The organism is Bacillus hominis (assembly GCF_018332515.1).
GTDB lineage: Bacteria > Bacillota > Bacilli > Bacillales > Bacillaceae_G > Bacillus_A > Bacillus_A hominis.
In genome coordinates, this window is record NZ_BOQD01000034.1 from 20175 (window position 1) to 40866 (window position 20692).

Annotated in this window: 31 protein-coding genes; all 31 read left to right on the top strand. The window is 38.0% G+C overall.

Annotated elements, in window-relative coordinates; genetic code table 11:
• The first annotated feature begins 776 nt into the window (after positions 1-776).
• On the top strand, positions 777-998 hold the full coding sequence (locus tag KI356_RS05025; RefSeq protein WP_212934935.1) for a hypothetical protein: 222 nt from the start codon (positions 777-779) through the stop codon (positions 996-998).
• Between the two features lie 245 nt (positions 999-1243).
• Positions 1244-1519, top strand: a complete 276-nt coding sequence (locus KI356_RS05030) for a hypothetical protein (protein WP_000424058.1) — start codon at positions 1244-1246, stop codon at positions 1517-1519.
• A 33-nt stretch (positions 1520-1552) separates the two neighbouring features.
• Complete coding sequence (locus KI356_RS05035; protein ID WP_000392742.1) at positions 1553-1936, top strand: hypothetical protein; 384 nt, start codon at positions 1553-1555, stop codon at positions 1934-1936.
• Between the two features lie 94 nt (positions 1937-2030).
• Positions 2031-2174, top strand: a complete 144-nt coding sequence (locus KI356_RS05040; RefSeq protein WP_193434168.1) for a hypothetical protein — start codon at positions 2031-2033, stop codon at positions 2172-2174.
• Positions 2175-2225: 51 nt separating this feature from the next.
• Entirely contained in the window at positions 2226-2498 is a 273-nt protein-coding gene (locus KI356_RS05045; protein ID WP_100635114.1) for a Thoeris anti-defense Tad2 family protein, read from the top strand.
• Positions 2498-2773 carry a hypothetical protein gene (locus KI356_RS05050; protein ID WP_212934936.1) on the top strand — a complete coding sequence of 92 codons (276 nt, stop codon included), beginning with the start codon at positions 2498-2500 and terminating at the stop codon, positions 2771-2773. Before KI356_RS05045 ends, KI356_RS05050 begins: the two co-directional genes overlap by 1 nt.
• A 151-nt stretch (positions 2774-2924) precedes the next feature.
• Positions 2925-3230, top strand: a complete 306-nt coding sequence (locus tag KI356_RS05055) for a Gp49 family protein (RefSeq protein ID WP_074585910.1) — start codon at positions 2925-2927, stop codon at positions 3228-3230.
• Positions 3227-3424: a hypothetical protein gene (locus tag KI356_RS05060; protein ID WP_074585901.1), complete on the top strand. Its 198-nt coding sequence runs from the start codon at positions 3227-3229 to the stop codon at positions 3422-3424. Before KI356_RS05055 ends, KI356_RS05060 begins: the two co-directional genes overlap by 4 nt.
• A gap of 292 nt (positions 3425-3716) precedes the next feature.
• Entirely contained in the window at positions 3717-4016 is a 300-nt protein-coding gene (locus tag KI356_RS05065; protein ID WP_212934937.1) for an ImmA/IrrE family metallo-endopeptidase, read from the top strand.
• On the top strand, positions 3994-4212 hold the full coding sequence (locus KI356_RS05070) for a helix-turn-helix domain-containing protein (RefSeq protein WP_212934938.1): 219 nt from the start codon (positions 3994-3996) through the stop codon (positions 4210-4212). Before KI356_RS05065 ends, KI356_RS05070 begins: the two co-directional genes overlap by 23 nt.
• Before the next feature lie 48 nt (positions 4213-4260).
• On the top strand, positions 4261-5163 hold the full coding sequence (terS, locus tag KI356_RS05075) for a phage terminase small subunit (protein ID WP_212934939.1): 903 nt from the start codon (positions 4261-4263) through the stop codon (positions 5161-5163).
• On the top strand, positions 5150-6421 hold the full coding sequence (locus KI356_RS05080) for a PBSX family phage terminase large subunit (RefSeq protein ID WP_212934940.1): 1272 nt from the start codon (positions 5150-5152) through the stop codon (positions 6419-6421). The genes terS and KI356_RS05080 overlap by 14 nt, the downstream gene beginning before the upstream one ends.
• A 14-nt stretch (positions 6422-6435) precedes the next feature.
• On the top strand, positions 6436-7806 hold the full coding sequence (locus KI356_RS05085; protein ID WP_212934941.1) for a phage portal protein: 1371 nt from the start codon (positions 6436-6438) through the stop codon (positions 7804-7806).
• A gap of 34 nt (positions 7807-7840) precedes the next feature.
• Positions 7841-8740 carry a phage minor head protein gene (locus KI356_RS05090; RefSeq protein ID WP_238486171.1) on the top strand — a complete coding sequence of 300 codons (900 nt, stop codon included), beginning with the start codon at positions 7841-7843 and terminating at the stop codon, positions 8738-8740.
• A gap of 115 nt (positions 8741-8855) precedes the next feature.
• Positions 8856-9584, top strand: a complete 729-nt coding sequence (locus KI356_RS05095; protein ID WP_212934943.1) for an HNH endonuclease signature motif containing protein — start codon at positions 8856-8858, stop codon at positions 9582-9584.
• A 106-nt stretch (positions 9585-9690) separates the two neighbouring features.
• Positions 9691-10359 carry a DUF4355 domain-containing protein gene (locus KI356_RS05100; RefSeq protein ID WP_212934944.1) on the top strand — a complete coding sequence of 223 codons (669 nt, stop codon included), beginning with the start codon at positions 9691-9693 and terminating at the stop codon, positions 10357-10359.
• A 13-nt stretch (positions 10360-10372) separates the two neighbouring features.
• The gene (locus KI356_RS05105) at positions 10373-11227 is read left to right on the top strand and encodes a phage major capsid protein (RefSeq protein ID WP_212934945.1); all 855 of its coding nucleotides are present in this window, start codon (positions 10373-10375) and stop codon (positions 11225-11227) included.
• A 59-nt stretch (positions 11228-11286) separates the two neighbouring features.
• Complete coding sequence (locus KI356_RS05110) at positions 11287-11517, top strand: Rho termination factor N-terminal domain-containing protein (protein WP_212934946.1); 231 nt, start codon at positions 11287-11289, stop codon at positions 11515-11517.
• 18 nt (positions 11518-11535) lie between these two features.
• The gene (locus KI356_RS05115) at positions 11536-11790 is read left to right on the top strand and encodes a head-tail connector protein (RefSeq protein WP_001218898.1); all 255 of its coding nucleotides are present in this window, start codon (positions 11536-11538) and stop codon (positions 11788-11790) included.
• On the top strand, positions 11790-12416 hold the full coding sequence (locus tag KI356_RS05120; RefSeq protein ID WP_212934947.1) for a hypothetical protein: 627 nt from the start codon (positions 11790-11792) through the stop codon (positions 12414-12416). Before KI356_RS05115 ends, KI356_RS05120 begins: the two co-directional genes overlap by 1 nt.
• Positions 12416-12769, top strand: coding sequence for a hypothetical protein (locus tag KI356_RS05125; RefSeq protein WP_212934948.1), 354 nt, complete (start codon positions 12416-12418; stop codon positions 12767-12769). Before KI356_RS05120 ends, KI356_RS05125 begins: the two co-directional genes overlap by 1 nt.
• A complete protein-coding gene (locus KI356_RS05130) occupies positions 12766-13266 on the top strand; it encodes a phage neck terminator protein (protein ID WP_212934949.1) in 501 nt (166 codons plus the stop codon). Before KI356_RS05125 ends, KI356_RS05130 begins: the two co-directional genes overlap by 4 nt.
• Positions 13259-14263: a DUF3383 family protein gene (locus tag KI356_RS05135; RefSeq protein ID WP_238486172.1), complete on the top strand. Its 1005-nt coding sequence runs from the start codon at positions 13259-13261 to the stop codon at positions 14261-14263. Before KI356_RS05130 ends, KI356_RS05135 begins: the two co-directional genes overlap by 8 nt.
• 24 nt (positions 14264-14287) lie before the next feature.
• Positions 14288-14683 carry a phage structural protein gene (locus KI356_RS05140; protein WP_212934950.1) on the top strand — a complete coding sequence of 132 codons (396 nt, stop codon included), beginning with the start codon at positions 14288-14290 and terminating at the stop codon, positions 14681-14683.
• Positions 14684-14715: 32 nt separating this feature from the next.
• Complete coding sequence (locus KI356_RS05145) at positions 14716-14970, top strand: hypothetical protein (protein WP_212934951.1); 255 nt, start codon at positions 14716-14718, stop codon at positions 14968-14970.
• Between the two features lie 227 nt (positions 14971-15197).
• Entirely contained in the window at positions 15198-18275 is a 3078-nt protein-coding gene (locus tag KI356_RS05150; protein ID WP_212934952.1) for a phage tail protein, read from the top strand.
• 15 nt (positions 18276-18290) lie between these two features.
• Positions 18291-18710: a phage baseplate protein gene (locus tag KI356_RS05155; RefSeq protein WP_212934953.1), complete on the top strand. Its 420-nt coding sequence runs from the start codon at positions 18291-18293 to the stop codon at positions 18708-18710.
• An 8-nt stretch (positions 18711-18718) separates the two neighbouring features.
• Positions 18719-19027 carry a phage baseplate plug family protein gene (locus tag KI356_RS05160; protein ID WP_212934954.1) on the top strand — a complete coding sequence of 103 codons (309 nt, stop codon included), beginning with the start codon at positions 18719-18721 and terminating at the stop codon, positions 19025-19027.
• The gene (locus tag KI356_RS05165) at positions 19024-19851 is read left to right on the top strand and encodes a phage protein (protein ID WP_212934955.1); all 828 of its coding nucleotides are present in this window, start codon (positions 19024-19026) and stop codon (positions 19849-19851) included. The genes KI356_RS05160 and KI356_RS05165 overlap by 4 nt, the downstream gene beginning before the upstream one ends.
• Positions 19848-20318, top strand: a complete 471-nt coding sequence (locus KI356_RS05170) for a Gp138 family membrane-puncturing spike protein (protein ID WP_212934956.1) — start codon at positions 19848-19850, stop codon at positions 20316-20318. Before KI356_RS05165 ends, KI356_RS05170 begins: the two co-directional genes overlap by 4 nt.
• A gap of 12 nt (positions 20319-20330) precedes the next feature.
• Entirely contained in the window at positions 20331-20690 is a 360-nt protein-coding gene (locus tag KI356_RS05175) for a contractile injection system sheath initiator (protein ID WP_212934957.1), read from the top strand.
• Positions 20691-20692: the final 2 nt, after the last annotated feature.

The window sequence follows — 20692 nt, forward strand, 5'->3', positions numbered from 1 at the left end:
TAACGTATACTGCGGAAGGGCAGGCATGGGCGGTAAGAATCTCGCCGTAAGGGTGGTAAGATTCCCTTAAACTAGCTAAAACATATTCCAGTGTGGCGGGTGTGAGATAACTCGCATTCGTCATGCTGTTTTACTTCTTATTGAGTGTATAAGCGTTCCGCCTTTCGTTTGTAGGCTCATAGGTAGTAAAACCACACCTGTCATGTGGATTTCTTGTTTTCTTTGTTATAGGATCTTTTTACAAATTGGATGATGGTCAGTTAGATTGGATGAACTTCATGTCATAAAAGAAGTGACAATTGATTTATTAGGAGTTGCTCACGACAATAACTAATGTAAGTCAAGGTTCTTCTTCTAAACGATTAAACGAGCAGAGAGCTTCCGCTCTTTGTTTGAGCCAATACAGCTGAACATTCCCCTCAGTCTTGTGTGTTGGTTCAAACAAGGCGCCGGAAGAAAGATATGCGTCTTGGATATAATCACATTGTGTAAAAGAAATTGGTGAAAATGACATTAAGTAGCCGACTCCACGGAGTATAAACGAGAAGATTCTTAGTCTTCTCCCAGTCACCGAACACAGGGCGTGTAGCCATACTAGTTGATACGGTGGTTTGGAGAATGTTAAGAATAATCTTGACATCAATCTAAGAGATACTTATTGCCATTTGTTATCTCTCTTCCCCTTTAGGAGCTGTCACCTTGCGGTGATGGCTTTTTGTTTTGTAGGATTTTCTTCTTTTCTGTCGAATAGATAGATTGGGAAAGGAGGAGATAAAATGGAGCCAATTTATGTATTAAAAACTTTCATGTACCCGGTTAAGAGCAGTAATGGAATTGAATACTGGGAAATAAAACTTTCTGATGTTAATAGTATTTATTATGGCGGCGCACGTTGTATGAATGACGATGGACTATTTATTGAATTTAAAGAATTAGGTTCAAGAGATGAAGCGCAAGCAATAAATTATATGGTTAGCATGATTAAAGAAAACTTATAATTTAAAACCACAAGCATCCATAACGGGTGCTTTTTTCTTTGTTATATAGAAATTACACATTAAACATTTATGCGGTGGCGGAATAGGTAGACGAACACATGTAACGATGTGGAGTGCGGTGTTATCACTCTGACAATGAACCTTGTTAACGGGTTTAATAAACTGACACTATAATCATTGTCATGCAAGGCGCAAATCCTTGCCCGCATATTAAACAAAATGGACATTTGGTTAGGAGGATAAGGATGGAATTAACATTAGAAGGATTAGAACAATGTTTTAATGAAGCAGCAAGTGAAGAGGCTAACTATGTAGCTGTACAGATTGAAATGGATGGCTTCCCTAGTGATGAGGTAATTATTAATGATAAACATAATATCGTTTCTAAATTAGAGTATTACAAGAAAACTTACAATGAAGATTTAGAGCATAGATACGCTGCAGGTATTCGTATTGTAGGTTATGCATATGGATACTCGTTCTCTGGAGTTCAACGTGAATTAGGACTAGTGATTGAATAGTGATTAAACCAATAGCAATTAGGAGGATGAATGATGGAAGAGAGAACAATTAAGTTTGAAATTGTAATTGAAGGTGAGTGTACACCAGAAGAACAATCTAAAGTTAGAAAAATGTACGATTTCATTGAGCAATATGCTAAAGATCACGGATATAAAGCTACAAAAACGGCAGGAGTTAAGGAATTAATGGAAAACGATAAAAAGAATACTGTTGCTGTAAAAGTAGACGTTGATACAAAAGAAGCTAATGAAAATATTGCAGAGTTAACTGCTGCTGCTAATGAATGTGTGGCCGCATTGGAGAAGTTGGAGAGACTTACTAATAAGTTTTCTGGTTTCCCTCAAACTAAGATTTCAGTTCATGCTGATACAATTGCACAACGTATTAATAGTGCCGAATCAAATCTCAGGATTTAAATCATGACTAAAATAATAGCAATTATCGTAGGCGCTGCCGTGATCTGGTGGGCGTCTTGTTTGTTGTTAAGGAAAGATAAGGGGTAATAAGAACATGACTAGAGAAGAAATGATTCAATTCGTCATTGATGGTGGAAAAGAGTTTGGAGAAGATTACACTCTTAAAGGATTAGAGAATATGCCTGATGAGGAATTGAAGAAACAAGTTGAATGGGTGGACTATCTGTTGGGTAAGTAATTCTAACAAAACAAACGAACACAACGAACGAAAATAGAGGAGGGAAAACAAGTGAGATATACAACTGTTATCGAAGAAGGTTTAAGTTTTGGTGATGCGATAAATGCATTAAAGAAAGGCAAGAAAGTAACTCGTGCTATTTGGGGTGGTTATTGGTTTTTATCAAATAAACCATATCTTAATGAAACAAAGGACGAAGGATACAAGACATCATTTTATTTAGGTCCAACTATTTTTGCGGTTTTAAAAGATATGGGCGGTGTTGCTCCTGCTCAAGCGTACCAATCTGATATGTTAGCGGACGACTGGATGGTGGTTGAATAATGAATAATAGAGAACAACTTGAAAAAGTCTTTAAAGAAGCATTTGAGAATGAAGCAGAATATGTATTTGTTGAAATATTCATGGAAGGTTTTCCATCAACGGAATTAATTGTAAATCCCACTACAAATATTATTCCTAAGATGGAGTATTATTTAAAAACATACAATGAAAATCTTAATCATAAATTTTCAAAAGGTATCCGTATTTTAAACTTCGGCGCAACGAATGACTTAGGTCTATTGGAATATCATTATCACGTGAAAGGGGATAAATAAGATGGGGAAAGAGACGTTTATTAAATTATCAGAATTAGAATCAATTAAAGAGAAACTTGGTGTGCAGTTAATTAAACAACGAGATGAAGATGGAGAAATTGGTATTGAAGAAGCTGTCACAGCAGGACAGATTGCATTAGTAAACAATTTAATGGTTAAAGCGCAAAAGAAAGAACAAAAGGTAAAAAATACAATCGCTAAGGAAGAAATTGATAGTATTTTAGAACGAACACAGTTCACAGTAGAAGAGTTTCATGGTAAATGCACTGTGGTAGTTGCTAAATTACCGAATGGATTCATTTTAACGGAGTCTAGCGCGTGTGTTGATCCTGCCAATTATGACGTGAATATCGGTATCGAAATCTGCAAAGACCGAATTACGAATAAGATTTGGGAATTAGAGGGATATCTCTTGCAATGTGAAGTTTCATTCAAAAATAGAGGAGGGGAATCATGAGTCAACACGATGTTTTATTTAGTATTACTGAAGATGGTCGCGACGGCATCAATTTTCAAGTACATGGAAGTAAAGTTAAAAACATTCTAAATCAGAAGGAAGAAGTTCTTGATGTGATGGAACGACTAAGAAAAGCTTTAGTAAATGAAACGTATCCGTTTAACAGACCGAAAACCGAACGAAAATATAGATAGTTAACAAGGTGAAGTTTATGCAGGAAATAACGGTGATTAGGTGCTGAAAACCCGCTAAACTACGCTATGTATAAAATCATGCATAAAGAACTGGAATTATATGTTACGGGAAGTAAGTGGTATCAACGATTTCCCATAATATCGGTTTTTAAGAACTGCCTATAACAATAATTATGTAAACTAGAAAGAAAACATTGTGTATGAAATATTAATTTCCCTGTATAAATTAGTTTTCGGTATAAATTTTAAAAAATATGATTCATTTAGCGATTAGCGAAGAGGTGAGTGAGAGATGAAAGAAGCGTATTGGAAAATCAGTGGAGTGAAATACAAAGTAGTTAAAGTAAAAGGATTAGCAAAAGAACATGGCGTCATTGGACAAATATTATATGACGAGTTAATTATTAAAATTGATGCAGATTTACCAGTTGATCGCCAGGAAGAAACATTCATTCATGAAATGCTGCATGGTGTATTCTTTGAAGCAGGATATACAGAACAAGATGAAGATATGATTAATCGTGTTGGTAAAGTACTTTATCAAGTGCTGAAAGATAACGGGGTAGCGTTTGGGACTATTAGTTATGAATAACCAACAATTTCAAAATCAAATAGAAGTGGCCAAAAGAGACTTAGAAATGACGGATGAACAATTAGCACGTCATCTGAAAGTCTCTTTTTCTTATTACACGAAAATCGTGAAAGGTAAGGTGATTTTACCCGTGATAAAACGTAGAGCATTCCTTACGCGTATTGATGGGTTATATAAGAGGTGTGGGATGAAATAGCAATACGTACCTACACCAACTATTTAAGAGGGGGTGTGGTGGTGTGACGTGAGCAGAAGAAGCGTGGAGCGAGATAAAGCGTTTGAAATTTATAAGGAACATAATGGGAACATAACCAATCGTAAAATAGCTGAACTGCTTTCAACATCCGAAAAAACTGTATCTGAAAAAACAGTTGGTGGATGGAAAACGAAAGATAGTTGGGTGAAGCAGTTGGACGGAGTACTCCGAGGAAACGAGCGGAGTACTCCAGTAGAAAAAGCGGAGTACTCCAGTAAGAAGGGTAAGCGTGGCGCTCCAAGGGGTAATGCAAACGCAGCAGGTAATCGAGGGAATACGAACCCTAAATGGGGTAACAAGAACGCAGTTGGTCACGGTGCGCCGGAAAGAAATGATAATGCAGTAACTCATGGGTTTTTCCGCAAACATTTTCCAGAGGAAGTTATGGAACTTATGGAAGAGATTGCAGCAAAGGAACCATTAGATATGCTATGGGAAAATATATCAATCCAGTATGTTGCCATTATCAGGGCGCAAAGGGTAATGTTCGTTGAATCGAAAGAAGAAATGATTAAAGAACTTAAAAAGACCAGATCTGAAGTGTTTCAAGATGACAACAATGCTATTACAACAATACCGACTGAAGAGGAATATGAGTTTCAATTCGCATGGGACCGTCATGCTACATTTATGAATGCACAGTCCAGGGCAATGAGTACCTTATCTTCCTTAATCAAACAGTTTGACGATTTAGCAAATAAGGATGATAAACGTCGTTTAGAACTTGAACAGATGAGGTTGGATATTGATAAGAAGAAAGCAGAAATAACGGCTTTAACTGGTGATGAAGATGATGATAATGCAGAAGCAATTCAAGATTTCTTACAAGCGACTGCTCCTGATCCAGAAAAAATTAAAGCGGTGTTTGGTGATGTAGATGGCGAGGATTAAGAAACGAAAGACCAAATCCTTTAAGTTTCAACCTTTTTCAGATAAGCAATTACAGCTGTTATGGTGGTGGAGAGACCATTCTCCCTATAAGGACCATGATATTGTAATTGCTGATGGAGCGATACGATCCGGTAAAACAATATCCATGATATGTAGTTTCCTGCAATGGTCACAAGAAAAGTTTAAAGGTGAGTCGTTTATTATTGCTGGTAAATCAATCGGCTCATTAAAGCGTAACGTTATCAATCCGATGATTCAGATTCTTGCAGCATGGGGATGGCGATATGATTACAATCGTTCAGAAAACTATCTGCAAATCGGATGGAATACGTACTACTTATTCGGAGCTAATAAGGAGAACTCACAGGATACACTGCAAGGGTTAACCGCTGCTGGCTCATTAGCAGATGAAGCTGCTCTATTCCCCAAATCATTTATAGATCAAATGATTGGGCGTTGTTCTGTTGATGGAGCAAAGGTATTTATGAACTGTAACCCGGGTTCACCATATCACTTTGTGAAAACAGAACTTATCGATAAGAAAAAAGAGAAGTTAGTTTGTCACTTGAAATTCACAATGGATGATAACTTATCTCTTTCTGAGAAAGTAAAAGACCGCTTCAAGCGTATGTTTAGTGGCGTATTCTATCAGCGCTATATCTTGGGATTATGGGTAATGGCAGAGGGCTTAATATACAGCATGTTTAATAAAGATGAGCATGTTGTACCATCGCATCCAAGAAAATATGAGCAGTATTATATCGCCTGTGACTATGGTACACAGAACCCTATGGCATTTGGTTTATGGGGCTTATGCGGTGGTATCTGGTATAAGGTGAAGGAGTATCATCATGATGCACGTAAAAAGAATGTGCAGAAAACAGATGATCAATATTACGATGATTTAGTTGAATTTGCAAATGGTCTAACCAAACGTATTATCGTGGACCCTTCTGCAAGTTCATTTATTATTTTACTGAAGCAAAAAGGTTGGAAAGTGAAGAAAGCAAAGAACGATGTATTAGATGGAATACGAAATGTAGCAACTTCATTAACAACCGAATTGATTAAATTCTGTGACTGTTGTAAAGAGACATTGCGTGAATTCTCCTCTTATGTATGGGATGAGAAAGCGATGGAACGCGGTGAAGATAAACCAATTAAGCAAAATGACCACCAAATGGATAGCGACCGTTATTTTGTGAATACAATCCTATTCGGTAATGTAAAAGCGAAAGCAGTGCCATCTCTATATTAAAGTGAGGTGAAATGATGAAAAGGTCAACTATTAGAATGACAGTTAACAATCCGACCAGTGATGTGATTAAGGAAATAATTAAACTACATTCTGCTTCAAAAAATGCGACTTTAAGTCTATACAATCGTTATGACCAAGAGGGGTTGGAGATACAAAAGCGCTCTATGCCGGACCCGAAGAAACCAAATAATAAACTACCTCATGATTATCGAGGTTACATTATCAATCAATCAGTTGGTTATTTGTTTGGTAAACCAATTTCATATCAAATTGATAAGATGAAATACGATGAGCAAAAGCATGAGACTTTTAGTAGACATCTTGCTAACTTTAATACTCTTAATGTTATGGATGATTTAGACAGTGAGTTAGGGAAATTAACTAGTATTTGTGGTTATGCTGCAAGGCTGCTATATGTTGATAAAAGTGGAACTGAGCGGGTTATGAATCTGAACCCTTGGGAAGTTGTATTTATCCAAGATAAGAATGAAATTAGTCATGCTATCCGTTACTATAAGATTCCTATCATAGTCGGTAACGAACAAAAGGAACGCACGAAAGTAGAGTGGTATGACTCTAATGATATCTACTTTTTCGTTGAGAATGAGGATGGTAAATTTGTTCCAGATCAGGAAGATAATGAAGAGGTAAAATCTCACATGTTTAATTATGTTCCGGTTATCCTTTTTCAAAACAACAATGAAGAAAAAGGTGATTTCGAAAAAGTGGAAGCTTTAATTGATGCATATGATAAAAATCGTAGTGATTCAGTAAATGAAGTAGAGACATTTGCTAATGCATATATGAAATTTAAAGGTACAAGCGTTGATAAGGATGTAATTGATAATGCGAAGCAAACGGGTGCGTTTGAAGTCCCTGAAGATGGTGACGTAGATTTTATTACCAAAAATATCAATGATACCTTTGTGGAAAATACACGCAAAAACTTGAACGAGGATATACACAAGTTCTCTGCATCTGTTGATATGGCAGATGAGAAGTTTTCTGGATCTGCACAAACTGGAGAAAGTCGTAAATGGAAACTTATTGAACTTGAGAATAAAGCCGGAACAAAGGCGAGGAAGTTTGGTAAGGGTCTGCGTGAACAATTTAAAGTTCTTTGTAGTGCATGGACAAAGAAAGAGATCCATATCAATTATTTAGATGTTTTTTGGGAGTTTAAAAGAAATCTTCCGATTGACCTCTTATATGTTGCCGATTTCGCATCTAAATTAAAAGGTATTCATAGTGACAGAACAGTTTTGGAGCAAATACCTTACATTGATGATGTCGATTATGAGTTGCAACTGATGGAAGAAGAAAAAGAGGGGTTAATTGATTTAGATAATTTACCAAAAGAAGATGAAGACGAGGACATTGAGTAGGTGATTTGATATGAATCTGTTCGAAATCTTCAAGTTGATTAATCGGCGTATCGGTCAATTAATTAAAAAAGCAGAACGGGCAATTGCTCGTCAATATGCTAAAACATTAGTTGAGATTAGAAAACTGATGGCAGAGCAATATGAAAAGTATGAGCAAAACGGAGAATTAACACTTCAAGAAATGCTCAAATATGATCGGCTGAATAAGCTGAACAAACGGATTAACTGGATTATGGGAGTTAATCATAAAGAAGTCAGTAAACACATGACTAAAGTGTTAGGAGAAGTATATAAAGATGGATACCACCTAACAGCATGGGGTGTAGAAACAACTACACTTACCAAACTAGGATATGCATCCGTGAGACCAGAATCACTTACTGCAATGCTACAGAATCCAGTAGCAGGATTGACACTGAAAGCTCGTTTAGAAAAGAACCGGGCTGATATCATTCATAAGATCCAGCAGGAAGTCACACAAGGCTTACAGGAGAATGAGACATATGCTATTATGGCAAAACGCTTAAAAGATTCATTAGAGGGCGATGTTGTCAAAGCTACTCGTATTGTTCGAACAGAGGGACATCGCGCTGTCGAGAGTGCGAAATTTGATGCGGTAAAACAAGCGGATAAGCAGGGAATCATAATGATGAAACAATGGAACACTTTAGAGGATGAACGAGTCAGACCTGCTAAAGGCAGAAAAGGGATTGCGAATCATCGTATGCTGAATAATAAAAAAATTCCTGTTCATGAAATGTTCAATGACGGATTAAGTGAAGGTCCTGCGCCATCATTACTACCTGCTGCATCCAGTTCAATTAATTGCAGATGTTTCTTAACTTATTCAGTAGAACGTATTGAAAAACCACAACATGATGAACTAGAAAAAATAGCGTTTGATGATTGGAAAAGAGAGCGATTAAATTCCTGAATATGGTATAATTGAAGTGCAGGATAGATATAGATTAGCTACCTATATTGAAAGACGAAATCCCGATTTCGTTTCCTGTTTTATTCATCGGGAAAACCATTCGGGAGGTTTTTTCATGTTTAGAGTCTGTTTGGGGTGTAAGAAAGAATTACCAGCAACGAGAGAATATTATCATTACACAAACAAAACGAAGGATAACTGTGCTTCAAGATGCAAAGTGTGTTTAGGCAGTAAAAGTTATGGTGTAAAAGAACCTAATAAGGTTTTTCGAACAAAAGAGGGGTATAAAATTTGTACGCAGTGCAGAATGGAATTACCGTATTGCGATTTTTTTGTTTGCAATGATAATAAAGATGGTTATTACTCGAAATGCAAAGGATGTTACTCCGAATATAAAAAAGAAATACGAAGAAGACCTGAACAAAAAGAAAAAAGCCGTTTATACAATACAGAATACAGAAAAAGGTATTACGCTACTGAACATGGTAAACGGATAAATGCTATAAATTGTCAACGTAGAAAACATCGTAAAAAGCAAGCAATTGATAATTATGATATAAGGATTTGGGAAGAAACGCTTGAATATTTTAATCATAAGTGTTCTTATTGTGATTCTTCTGAAGAATTATATCAGGAACACGTAATACCGCTTAGTAAAGGTGGTAGTTACACAAAACAAAATATCATTCCTGCTTGTTTATTTTGTAATAGTAGTAAGCATAACAATGAGTTAGAAAAGTGGTATCCTAATCAAACGTTTTTTAATCAAAAACGACTTGAAAAAATTTATAAATGGATTGGATACAATTTTAAAAATAAAACGCAACAGTTAAGCATCCTATAACGGGTGCTTTTTATTTTGTCCTAAGTACGACTTTAAACTGCTAAAAACATTGAACTTCAATAGGGGCTAAATAAGCAACTATGAAGGGCAAGGAGGATACTACGATATGAAATTATCATTATATAGAAGAATGCATCAGCCAGTTTTAAGATTAGGGAACATGCAGTATTTCAGTGACCCTAATCCAGATCCAACCCCTACGCCTACGCCAACACCAGAACCGAATCCAGAACCATTGCAAATCACACTTGAAGCAGTTCAATCGTTTGTAAATGATGATGATAGTGGGAAGAAGTGGTTACAATCGCTCACTGATACACGAGTAACGGATGCTATTAAAACATATGAAAACAAAACGCTTCCGAAAAAGATTGAAGATGAAATTGCAAAACGATTTCCTGCTGAAACGGAAGACCAAAAGCAATTACGTAGTCTTAAACAACAATTTGAGCGACTGGAAGCAGAAAAACATAAAGAGACTCTTAAAAACAAAGCGTTATCTATCGCTACCGAAAAGGAGTTACCTACTAAGTTAGTTGACTACTTTATTGGGAGTGATGAAGAGACGACAATTCAAGGTCTTGGCGTATTAGAGGAAGTATTTTCGTTAGCGGTACAACAAGCAGTTGAAGAAAAATTCAAGCAAGGTGGACGTGACCCAAAACCACCAGCTGATCCAGGGAAAACCTTAACAAAAGAAATTATTGAAAAAATGACTCCTGATGAAATTAATGAAAATTGGGAGCAAGTTGAAAAATTCTTAAAAGGACAATAGGAGGCGGTAAGCTATGGCAATTAATAATTTTATCCCAACAATTTGGAGTGCTCGTTTACTTCAAAATTTACAAAAGACATTAGTATTTGGACAACCAGGAATTATTAACCGAGATTATGAAGGTGAGATTAAAGCTGCTGGAGATACAGTTAAAATCAATAACATCGGTAAAGTGACAGTTGGTAACTACACGAAGAATGGCAATATGAGTGATCCAGAAACATTAACGGATGCTACTCGTAATCTTGTTATCGATCAATCTAAATTTTTCAACTTCCAAATTGATGATGTTGATAAAATCCAGCAAAATCCTAAGTTAATGGATGAAGCAATGAAAGAAGCTGCTTATGCATTGCGAAATCAAGCAGATCAGTTTATTGCATCTCATTATGTAGAAGCGGCGCATGTGATTGGTAATGATGCGACACCTGTTGTTCCGACAAAAAACGATGCGTATGAATACCTTGTAGATCTATCAGTGAAATTAGATGAAGCAGATGTGCCAGAGCAAGGTCGATGGGTTGTTCTACCACCTTGGTATGAAGGTATGATGCTAAAGGATGACCGTTTTGTAAAAGCAGGGAACTTACCTTCTGATCAGCGTTTGTTAAATGGTGTAATCGGACAAGCTGCTGGTTTCCTTGTATTAAAATCTAACAATGCACCAAAAACAGGAACAGGCGCAACTGAAAATTCGAAAATTATTGCTGGTCATAATATTGCTTGGTCTTATGCGGAGCAAGCAACTCAAGTTGAAGGATACCGTCCAGAGAAACGATTTGCTGATGCGGTGAAAGGTCTCCATCTATACGGCGCGAAGGTAACACGTCCAGAAGCATTAGCAGTATTGAGTGCAAAACGCGCATAAAAAACAACCATAAGAGGGCTTATATAGCTCTCTTATTCTCTTTTATAGGAGTTGATATGATGTGGATTAAAAATAACAAGACTGGTCATGTTTGGTATGTATCAGAAGAACACGGAAGTCGATTGTTGAGATATGAAGACTTCGTATCTATTGATGAGCCACAAAAACAACAAATCGACTTAAATGAGCTTACTGTTACAGAATTGAAAGAATTAGCGAAAGAGAAAGGTCTCAAAGGGTATAGTAGCTTAAATCGTGAGGAGTTAATTGAACTTTTAAACGGTGAGTAATGAAAAGGGGGCGAGCTTGTGGCATTAACAGATGAACAATACAGAGCTGGAGCAATTGCTCATATAAACGGTTTTTGTTCGCCACAATTTACAGATGGATCTTTACCTCCTGATGTTGAAATTGCTGTAGATATGATTATGAAATCGATGAAAGAAAGCCAAAACGTTGCGAGCCAATCCTTAGGTGATATGAGTAAGAGCTTTTTCGAGGGTGCAACATATCGGTCTGCTCTGAACTTTTTAAAACCGTATCGGAAAGTAAGGTTCCGATAATGGGTGTCACTATTCGCAGTACGAGTAATACCAATCGTATTAAGAGGGCATTAGAAAAGCTAGGGCGTAAGAAAATTACAGTAGGTATTCACGGCGAAGATAACTATCAATATCCGAATGATGCCGACTTAGTTACTATTGCAGCGGTACATGAATTTGGTACCACTATATTACCGAAAAAGGGTGAATGGCTAACGATTCCGCTTATCCCTGAAGCAAAGAACAAACGTGCTTCTGACTTCCCGGGGCTAGTGGCACTTGGGATTCAAGATGGAAGTAATGGTGTTTTAGCGCTAGTCAATAATGGTGATATAAAGCCAGTGTTTGCTCTTATGAGGTCGGTAACGATTCCAGAACGTTCATTTATTCGTACAGGCTTTGACAGTAACGTTGATAAGATTGGCAATAAAATCGAATCGTTCTTAGATGACGTAATTAACCTACGTCTTGATCCGGATGTGTTTGTAGATATGATTGGCATGGAGTTTGCTGGTATGATACAGCGCCATGCTAGGACTGTAAAAAGTCCACCTAATGCTGCATCTACAAGAAATGTAAAAGGTTCTTCTAATCCTCTGCATGATACTGGTCGCATGATTGGGGCTATCCGACACGAGGTGGAGTAATGAGTGGAAAAGCATTTCAATTTGCTGATTTCGTTGAAGAATTCCAAGTATCGTTTATTGTCCATGTAGAAGCGACTGAGGGACATTATGACGATGAAGGAAAGTGGATACCAGGTGCAAAGGTGCAACCACAACACATGATAGGTATTATTCTTCCTCTTACAACGGATGAGTTACAAAAGGAAGCGAATGGTACCTATACGAGAAAAGACCGCAAGATTTATACGTTAGAACCGTTAAAAATAGGTCAGAAAATCGAATACAAAAAGCAAATGTATACGATAGATACAAATAAAGATTATGAAGATTATGCAGATGTATATATGTACTATGCAAAGGGGGTAGACGGATGAATGCAAAAGAATTAAGAGCCATCCTTATCCCTGCTATAAAAAAACATTGTGCTGCTCCTATCATTATGGCTGATCAAATGGGTGAAAGACCAAAAGTAGCACATGCAACATATAAATTTACAACTGCACATGGAAAAGCAGTAGGACAAGCGGAAGAAACTGGTGTTGTTATCAATGGCGAATATAAGTTACAGAGATTAAGTGATTACAAAGTTACTATCTCATTTACTTCTTATGCTATGGATGATGATGATTCTGTTGTATTAGCGCAGAAGATATATGACTGGTTCTCTTTTGCTGGATTAGATGTACTGCAAAGTATCGGTGTAGCAGTTGCAGATCAGACCGATATTATCAATCGTGATGCATTCGTAATTGAGGATTATGAGCGCAGAAACGGTTTTGATGTCATTTTAAGAGTACCTCATCAGCAACTAAAAGACATTGAGTGGATTGATAGTGCTGTGATAACAGAAGGAGGAATTTCTCATGGGTAATCGTTACGTTAGTGTAACTATCACGAGACAAACAAAAGCTGTGAGCCAAAAAGGATTTGGTTTACCGCTTATTTTATCTACAGACAAGAAGCTGGATTACAAAGAATATACGGATATTGATGGAATTGGCACTGATTATGGTACTAATTCTGAAACTTATAAAATGGCATCGGCTATTTTGGGACAAGCGCCACGTCCGGAAAAGCTAGCTGTGCTAGGTGTTACTTATACGGAAACAGGGAAGCCGACTGATTTAAGTGCAGCTCTAAATGAATTAGTTAAGAAATATAACGATTTCTTTTATCTACATTGTACGAATCAATCCGATCCAGTTGTTACGGAGCTTTCTAAATGGATTAATACACAAGAAAAGTTCTATTTTGCATCGACAGTAAACAAAGTACTGGCGAAAACATTAAACTCGCAAAATACTGTCATTCTTGTGCATCCTGCTCCAGAAAAATATCCAGCAGCAGCTTGGGTTGGTGTATGTGCGCCACAACAAGTAGGTTCGTACACATGGACATTTAAAACATTAAATGGAATTGCTCCTGCTGATTATGATGTAACAGCAATTGGAGAGATCGAAACGAACAATGCATCAACTTATATCACTGAGGGTGGCGTGAACATTACTTCAAAGGGTGTTACTACGTCTGGTGAATACATCGATATTCTGCAAGGTCAATATTTCTTAAAAGCTCGAATGACAGAAAACGTATTCGGGTTATTAGTGCGTACTCCAAAAATCCCTTATACGGACGCTGGTATTGCACTTGTTATTGCAGAGGTTGAGAAAACACTAAAAACAGGTGTGAATCAGGGAATTATCGCGACGGATAATGATGGGAATCCACTTTACAGTATTACTGCTCCTACTCGTGCAGAAGTAAGCACAAACGATAAAGCGCAGAGAATCCTTCCGGATGTGAAATGGGAAGCAACAATTGCTGGTGCAATTGAGAACGTAAAAATCAATGGTGTATTAAAACTTTAATCATTTTAAGGAGGTTCATACAATATGGTAGATTCTTATGATCCAAAGAAAGTAAGTGTCATCGTTGACGGTCAGTTTATGGTGGGTTTTATGGATGGTACTTTTGTAAACTGTGAAAAAAATGAAGATAACGTGATTCCTCATGTTGGGGCACATGGTGATGTGACATTTGCTGAAAGTGCTGATAATACAGCAACAATCACAATCACGCTAAAACACACATCTTCTTCATTGGCGCACTTACGTAAATTATCAAAAGAGAAACGTAACTTCCCAGTCCAAGTTATCGATGTAAACGATAGTAAATTTAAAGCTGGTGGTAATGAGTGCCGTATCCTCAAAACACCGACTCAAGAATTTGGAGCAGAAGTAAGTGGTGTTGAAGTAGCGGTTTATGTAGCTGATTATTCAGCAGTTTAATAGATAAATAAAAATAGAGAGGGGCCAATAACATGGCAGCAAAACAAAAGAAACACACTAGTAAAGTTGAGAAGAAAGAATATGTATTCCAAAAGGTAGCACCGTCTACCTGGTTAGATATTATGGATGAAGTTGATGAAAATAAAGGGAGTAAACGTAGATCTCTTTATGCAGCGGTATTAGAGAATATTGTTGTACAACCTAAAGTGACACTGGATGACTTTGATGATTCAGCTGAATTAGACGACGTGGTACTATCAGCTATGCGATTTCAACAAGGAAAATAAGGAATTACGAGCGCTTGGACGCATTGAAAGTGTTGATAAGCGCTTTATTCAAAGAGCAGCAAAATTTTGGTGGGCGCATGTAATTGCTGCCCACTATAACATTAGTCCTCAGGAAGTAAAAACATGGGATGCAGAGGATGTTATGGAATCTTTAGCTGCGATTGGCATAACGGAAAAGAATATGAAAAATAAAATGCCAAAAACCCCAAAATAAAGGGGGCGAATAGATGCCTGATTTACGGAATTTAACGGTTGGTATTGATTTTGATACTGTAAACACTTCTGTATTAGATCAAATTGAGCGAGATGTAGAAGATATAGAAGATGCCCTTCAGGAAATGGGTGGAGAAATCGATGAAGTAATGGCGGAATTCTCCTTGATGGCAACTACTGGTAGTGAAGCTTTCGATGAAATATCTTCAGAAGCGCACAGTGCAGCAAGTGCAATTGATGAAATAGGTGATGAAGCGCAAGGAGCTGCTTCTGGTTTAGCAGCAATGGCAGCAGTAGGAGATGGAATGCTTGATGGAGTTGAGAGTCAGGCAGACCAGGCCGCACAGGCATTAGATGAAGTCGGTGATCAAGCGGGGGAAGCTTCAACAGAGATGGTCGGAATGGGCGCGACGGGTAGTGTTGCGATGGAAGAATTAGAGAGAGCGGCCCGAGCTGCAGCAAGAGAAGTGGATAATGTTGGTGATGAAGCCCAAACGTCAGCTTTAAAAATAGGACTCATCGTAACTGCAATTGGAGCATTAACCGCAGTTGGTACGGCTGCGGCTGCTCCACTTGTAGCAGGAATAATGGGATTAGCTGCATCATTTGCAGCAGCAGGAATTGGAGCTGCTGCATATGGAGCAGTTGCGGTTAGTGTTTTAGGTCAAGTATTCGAGTCAGCGACGCAAGTTGATCAAATACAAGAAAAGATTGATAACGCCGATAGTGCAAAAGAGCGAATTGCAGCGCAAAAAGAATTAGCTGCACTGTATGACGGGATGAGTGAGTCACAAAAGGGCGCATTACAACAATTACAGGAATTTAAGTCATTTTGGGGCGACTTTACAAAGCAATTTGAAAATCCTATTTTCGATGCTTTTAACCAGGGCTTAAAGTTAGCGCAGTCCATGTTAACAGGTTTAGCGCCAACAATCGCAAATGTGAGCGCGGTTGTAACGCAACTACTGGAAGAAATGAATGGTTTTGTTTCCGGTGGTGGTCTGAATAGCTTTTTCGAATGGTTAAGCACAACAGCATCAAGCAGTCTTTATAACTGGGCGCACATCGCGGGTAATGTATTCCAAGGATTCTTTGGAATGCTACAGGCGTTTACACCACTAGGTAAAGAAATGGAGAATGGATTAGTTGGGATTACTGAAAAATTCGCGCAGTGGGGTCAATCGTTAAGTAGTAATGATTCGTTTAAAAGTTTTATAGAATATGTGAAAACGAACGGTCCTGTATTGTGGGATGTATTAGGGAATGTTGCAAGTGTCATAGGTGATATAATCACAGCAGCAGCGCCACTAGGTACAATTGTATTACAGGCTTTCAGTGATCTTACAGGGAAATTAAGCGAGATTACACCGGGACTTACTGACATCGTTACAGCTATGATTGATGCAGGAACATCTATTAAAGATAACTGGGAACCAATTTCAGCTATTTTAATAGGGGCAGCAGCAGCCGTCGGAGCGTTCAAAATCATGACAATGGGCCTTACTATTATTCAAGGTATTAACGCCTTAATGATAGCGTGGAGAGCCGGCACAGTAGCGCAGACGTTGGCAATGTGGGGATTAAATGGTGCCTTACTAGCAAACCCGTTAACATGGATAGCTATTGCTATTGGTGCAGTTATTGCGATAGGTATTCTTTTATACCAAAACTGGGACACTATTAAAGCAAAAGCTACTGAATTGTGGGGAACTATTACAGAAGCGTGGGGATCGTTGGTTGACTGGACAAAGCAAACGTGGAATGACATGGGTGCAGCGATTTCAGAGGCGTGGGACGCAGCGGTTGAATGGGTAATGACAGGCGTACAATCGATGGTTGAGGGCGTTACGCAATGGTGGAATCAATTAGTTACGGATGCGACAATGATCTGGACTATTTTAACTACCATTGTCCAAGCTTTATGGTCGAATTTTGTTTCATGGGTAGTCCAAACGGCGATGGATATTTGGACAGGTCTTGTGAATATTTGGAATATGTTAGTTACGACAGCGGTCGAATTTTGGAATCTGTACGTTACAACGATAACGACAATTTTCACAACACTGGTGTCTATTGCAGTTTCGATAGCTACATCTATTTGGACGGGCATAACTACCGTGTTCACGTTTTTATGGACAACAGCAGTCACAATTTGGACGGCGATAGTTACGGCCATCACTACGATTTTTTCCGCAATTTGGAATATTGTAGTCACGATTGCGATGAATATTTGGATGGCTATTTCGACAGCTTTTAACAATATTCTCACAACAGCTATCACGATTTGGACAGCAGTGTCCACGGCTATACAGACATTTTTTACAATGGCGTGGAATTTTGTCGTTCAAATAGCTACTCAAATTTGGAATACGATAGTTACTTACTTTAATCAAGTTCTATCCACAGCACAGCAAATTTGGAATGCCGTCACTTCAGCTATACAATCAGCCTTCCGATCAGCGGTTGACATTGTTGTACGAATAGCGACATCTATTTACGACACGATTTTAAATCAATTTAACCAGGTCAAATCAACCACGGAAAATATTTGGAATTCTGTAAAAACCGCTATCGGTGACGCGATGAATTCAGCCAAAACAGCCGTATCGGATTTCTTTAGTCCGTTATTCAACTTCATAGACCGAGCAAAGGGCGCATGGGATGGCTTTGTTGGTAAAATAACGAACTTTAAGATGCCAAAAATTGATTTCCCTTCGCTGCCTTCTTGGATGGGTGGCGGTGGAGCAGACGGAAGTCATGCTACAGGTCTTGCGCAAGTGCCGTTTGATGGATACAAAGCGATACTTCATAAAGATGAAGCGGTATTAACTGCACGTCAATCTAATGCATTACGAGATGCAGGGATTTTAGGAACAACTGGATCAAGGCCTACACTGAATCTTGAAAAAGAGGGACCATCACAAGGAAGTGGTGGCGGTGGTGGTGGAAGTTCATCCGGTACATTTGCACCGCAAGTCACAATTCATATTAACGGTGGCGCAGATAATGCAGATACAATTGCACAAAAAGCAGCGGCAGCAGCGAGAAAAGAAATAGAGAAGTTTTGGAGTGAGATGAATCTAGCAACATAGTAGGTAGGTGGTTTTATGCCCAAAGCAAAGCTAGGTGACATTATTTTGGATACCGTTTATGACGAGAATCCAAAGTATGGTGTAAAAGTAACGGAGCATCCGATTGAAGACGGGGAATCTATTGCAGATCATGTAGAAAGAGAAACCGATAAGATGGACATCAGTGGTATTTTAACTGGTCCAGATGCTTCTGCACGTCTTATGAAGTTAATCCGATATCAAAAACAAGGGAAGCTCCTTAATTATATATATCGTAATGCCTGGTATAACGTAGTAATAGAAAGTTTTAATACGTCTCATGGCGTTGAAGTAAAAGGCGGTTTAAAATTCAGCATGACCTTAGTGTCGGTGCGAATTGCTAAACCGTCTGTTTTAGCTGAAGCAATGCAAACAAAAACAGTATCTTCAGCAGGAAGAAAACAACCTACAGGGTAGGTGATATAGTGCATATTGAAATTGTAAAAGAAGAGATTCCATATCGTTTTGAGATGGAGTTAGTAAAAGAATTGTTTACATTCGAGGTTCATTACAATAAACGATTTGATTTCTTTACAATCGGAATTGAAAAAGATGGCCAAGTTATTGTAGCAGGAGAAAAAGTTGTTTTGGATTTACCTTTGTTTTATGCATTGAATGATAAGCGACTTCCGAAAGTAACAATCACTCCTAAAGATAATAGCGGTAGTGAAACACGAGTCACCTTTGAAAACTTAGGTAAGACGGTGCTATTGGAGTTAGGAGGATTAGTATGAGTATGTTATGGGGGCGCAAATATGAAGCGATTATTGGTAATACCGTCTTTAAAAATGAAGACTTTACTATAAATTTTGATGTGCCATTTGATGATGGATCTGATCCGAATATATCTGAAATTGAAATATATAATTTAAAAGACTCAACAATTAATAGCATACAAGATAGGCAACCCGTCATTATAAATGCGGGGTACCAATCGGATGTAGGGGCTGTTTTAGTTGGATTTGTAAGGAATCCGCGTACAGAATGGAGTGGCGTGGATAAGATTACAAAGGTAAATGTAATTGATGTAAATGATAAATGGATGGAGCAATGGGTGGATAAAGCCTATGCAGAAAACATAACAGGAAAACAAGTATTAGGTGACCTAATCGGCATGAGTGGTTTGCAGGTTGGGTCATTTGTTTTGCCCACAAACGTTGTATACAAGAGCGCTAAGACCGTTAAAACAATGCTAGGTCAGGCGATTGTTGAAGTAGCAAGGGATTGCGGAGCAAAGGTACATGTGAATCGTGGGAGCATCTTTATTCGAGATAAATTTGATGGAGATAGGATTGGATTTATCTTGGACAAAGAACACGGATTAATTGGTACACCTTCACCAGTGGAAAGTAATTATGAAGTCGGTATTGATGATAACAAAAAGAAGATTGTAATGAAGGGGTTTAAGGTAGTATCACTACTCCACCACCGAATTACAACGGATAGCATCCTACAAATTAAATCAAAAACGGCTAATGGTATTTTTCGAGTGGAAAAAGGTAGACATAAAGCGAATGGAAACACGTACTTCACTGAAATGGAAGTGTATCCAGTATGAAAGAAGCAAATGATTTTTTTCGAAGGTTTAAAGAGAAAACGGTCGGTGGCCTAAATACATGTGCCATTGGAGAAATAGTCAGTTATGATCCTATCAAATCAAAAGCCGATGTAAATCTGCTTCCTGGTGATACTCTTATTAAGTCAGTACCAGTTGGAATACAACAAACAGCAGATTTCTTTATTAGAATTCCGTATAAACGCGGAGATACTGTGCTAGTGGTCTTTGTGCAAAGAGAAATAGATAACATTATGTATCAATCTAATAACCCTGCAAGCCAACGTATGCTCGCGGTGGATGATGCAGTTGTAGTGTGTGGAATAAATCTTTTTACAAATAATTTACCTGCTGCTGATACAGATAAGTTGCTTATCGGTGAAAAGTTAGGTGGAGCAACTATTTCTATCGGCGGTGGAAAAATAAGCATGACAGGTATTGTAGAAGTAAATGGATCACAAATCGGATAAGGAGGGATGTATATGAAAAACCTATATATCAATCCTGCTACAAATGACATTGAGTTGGATGGACAGAATTCTTTCAAAATGGTTGAAGATGATGATGAACTAGTGCAAGCCGTATCTGTGACTTTTAAAACTGCAAAGGGCTCATGGTTCTTAAATCCTAAGGGTCATGGTTTTGATCGTACAACTGTTCAAGCAAAACAGTATGATGAAACACTTGTCACAAACGCGCTATTTGAAGCGGCTTTGCAAGATGAACGAGTAGAGAATATACAAGATATTACATTTGATTATGATAAAGCGGATCGTAAGCTTTCTGTCGATTTTAAATTCACGAAAAAAGGAACAGGAGAAACGTTAGAGGGGAGGGTGTAATG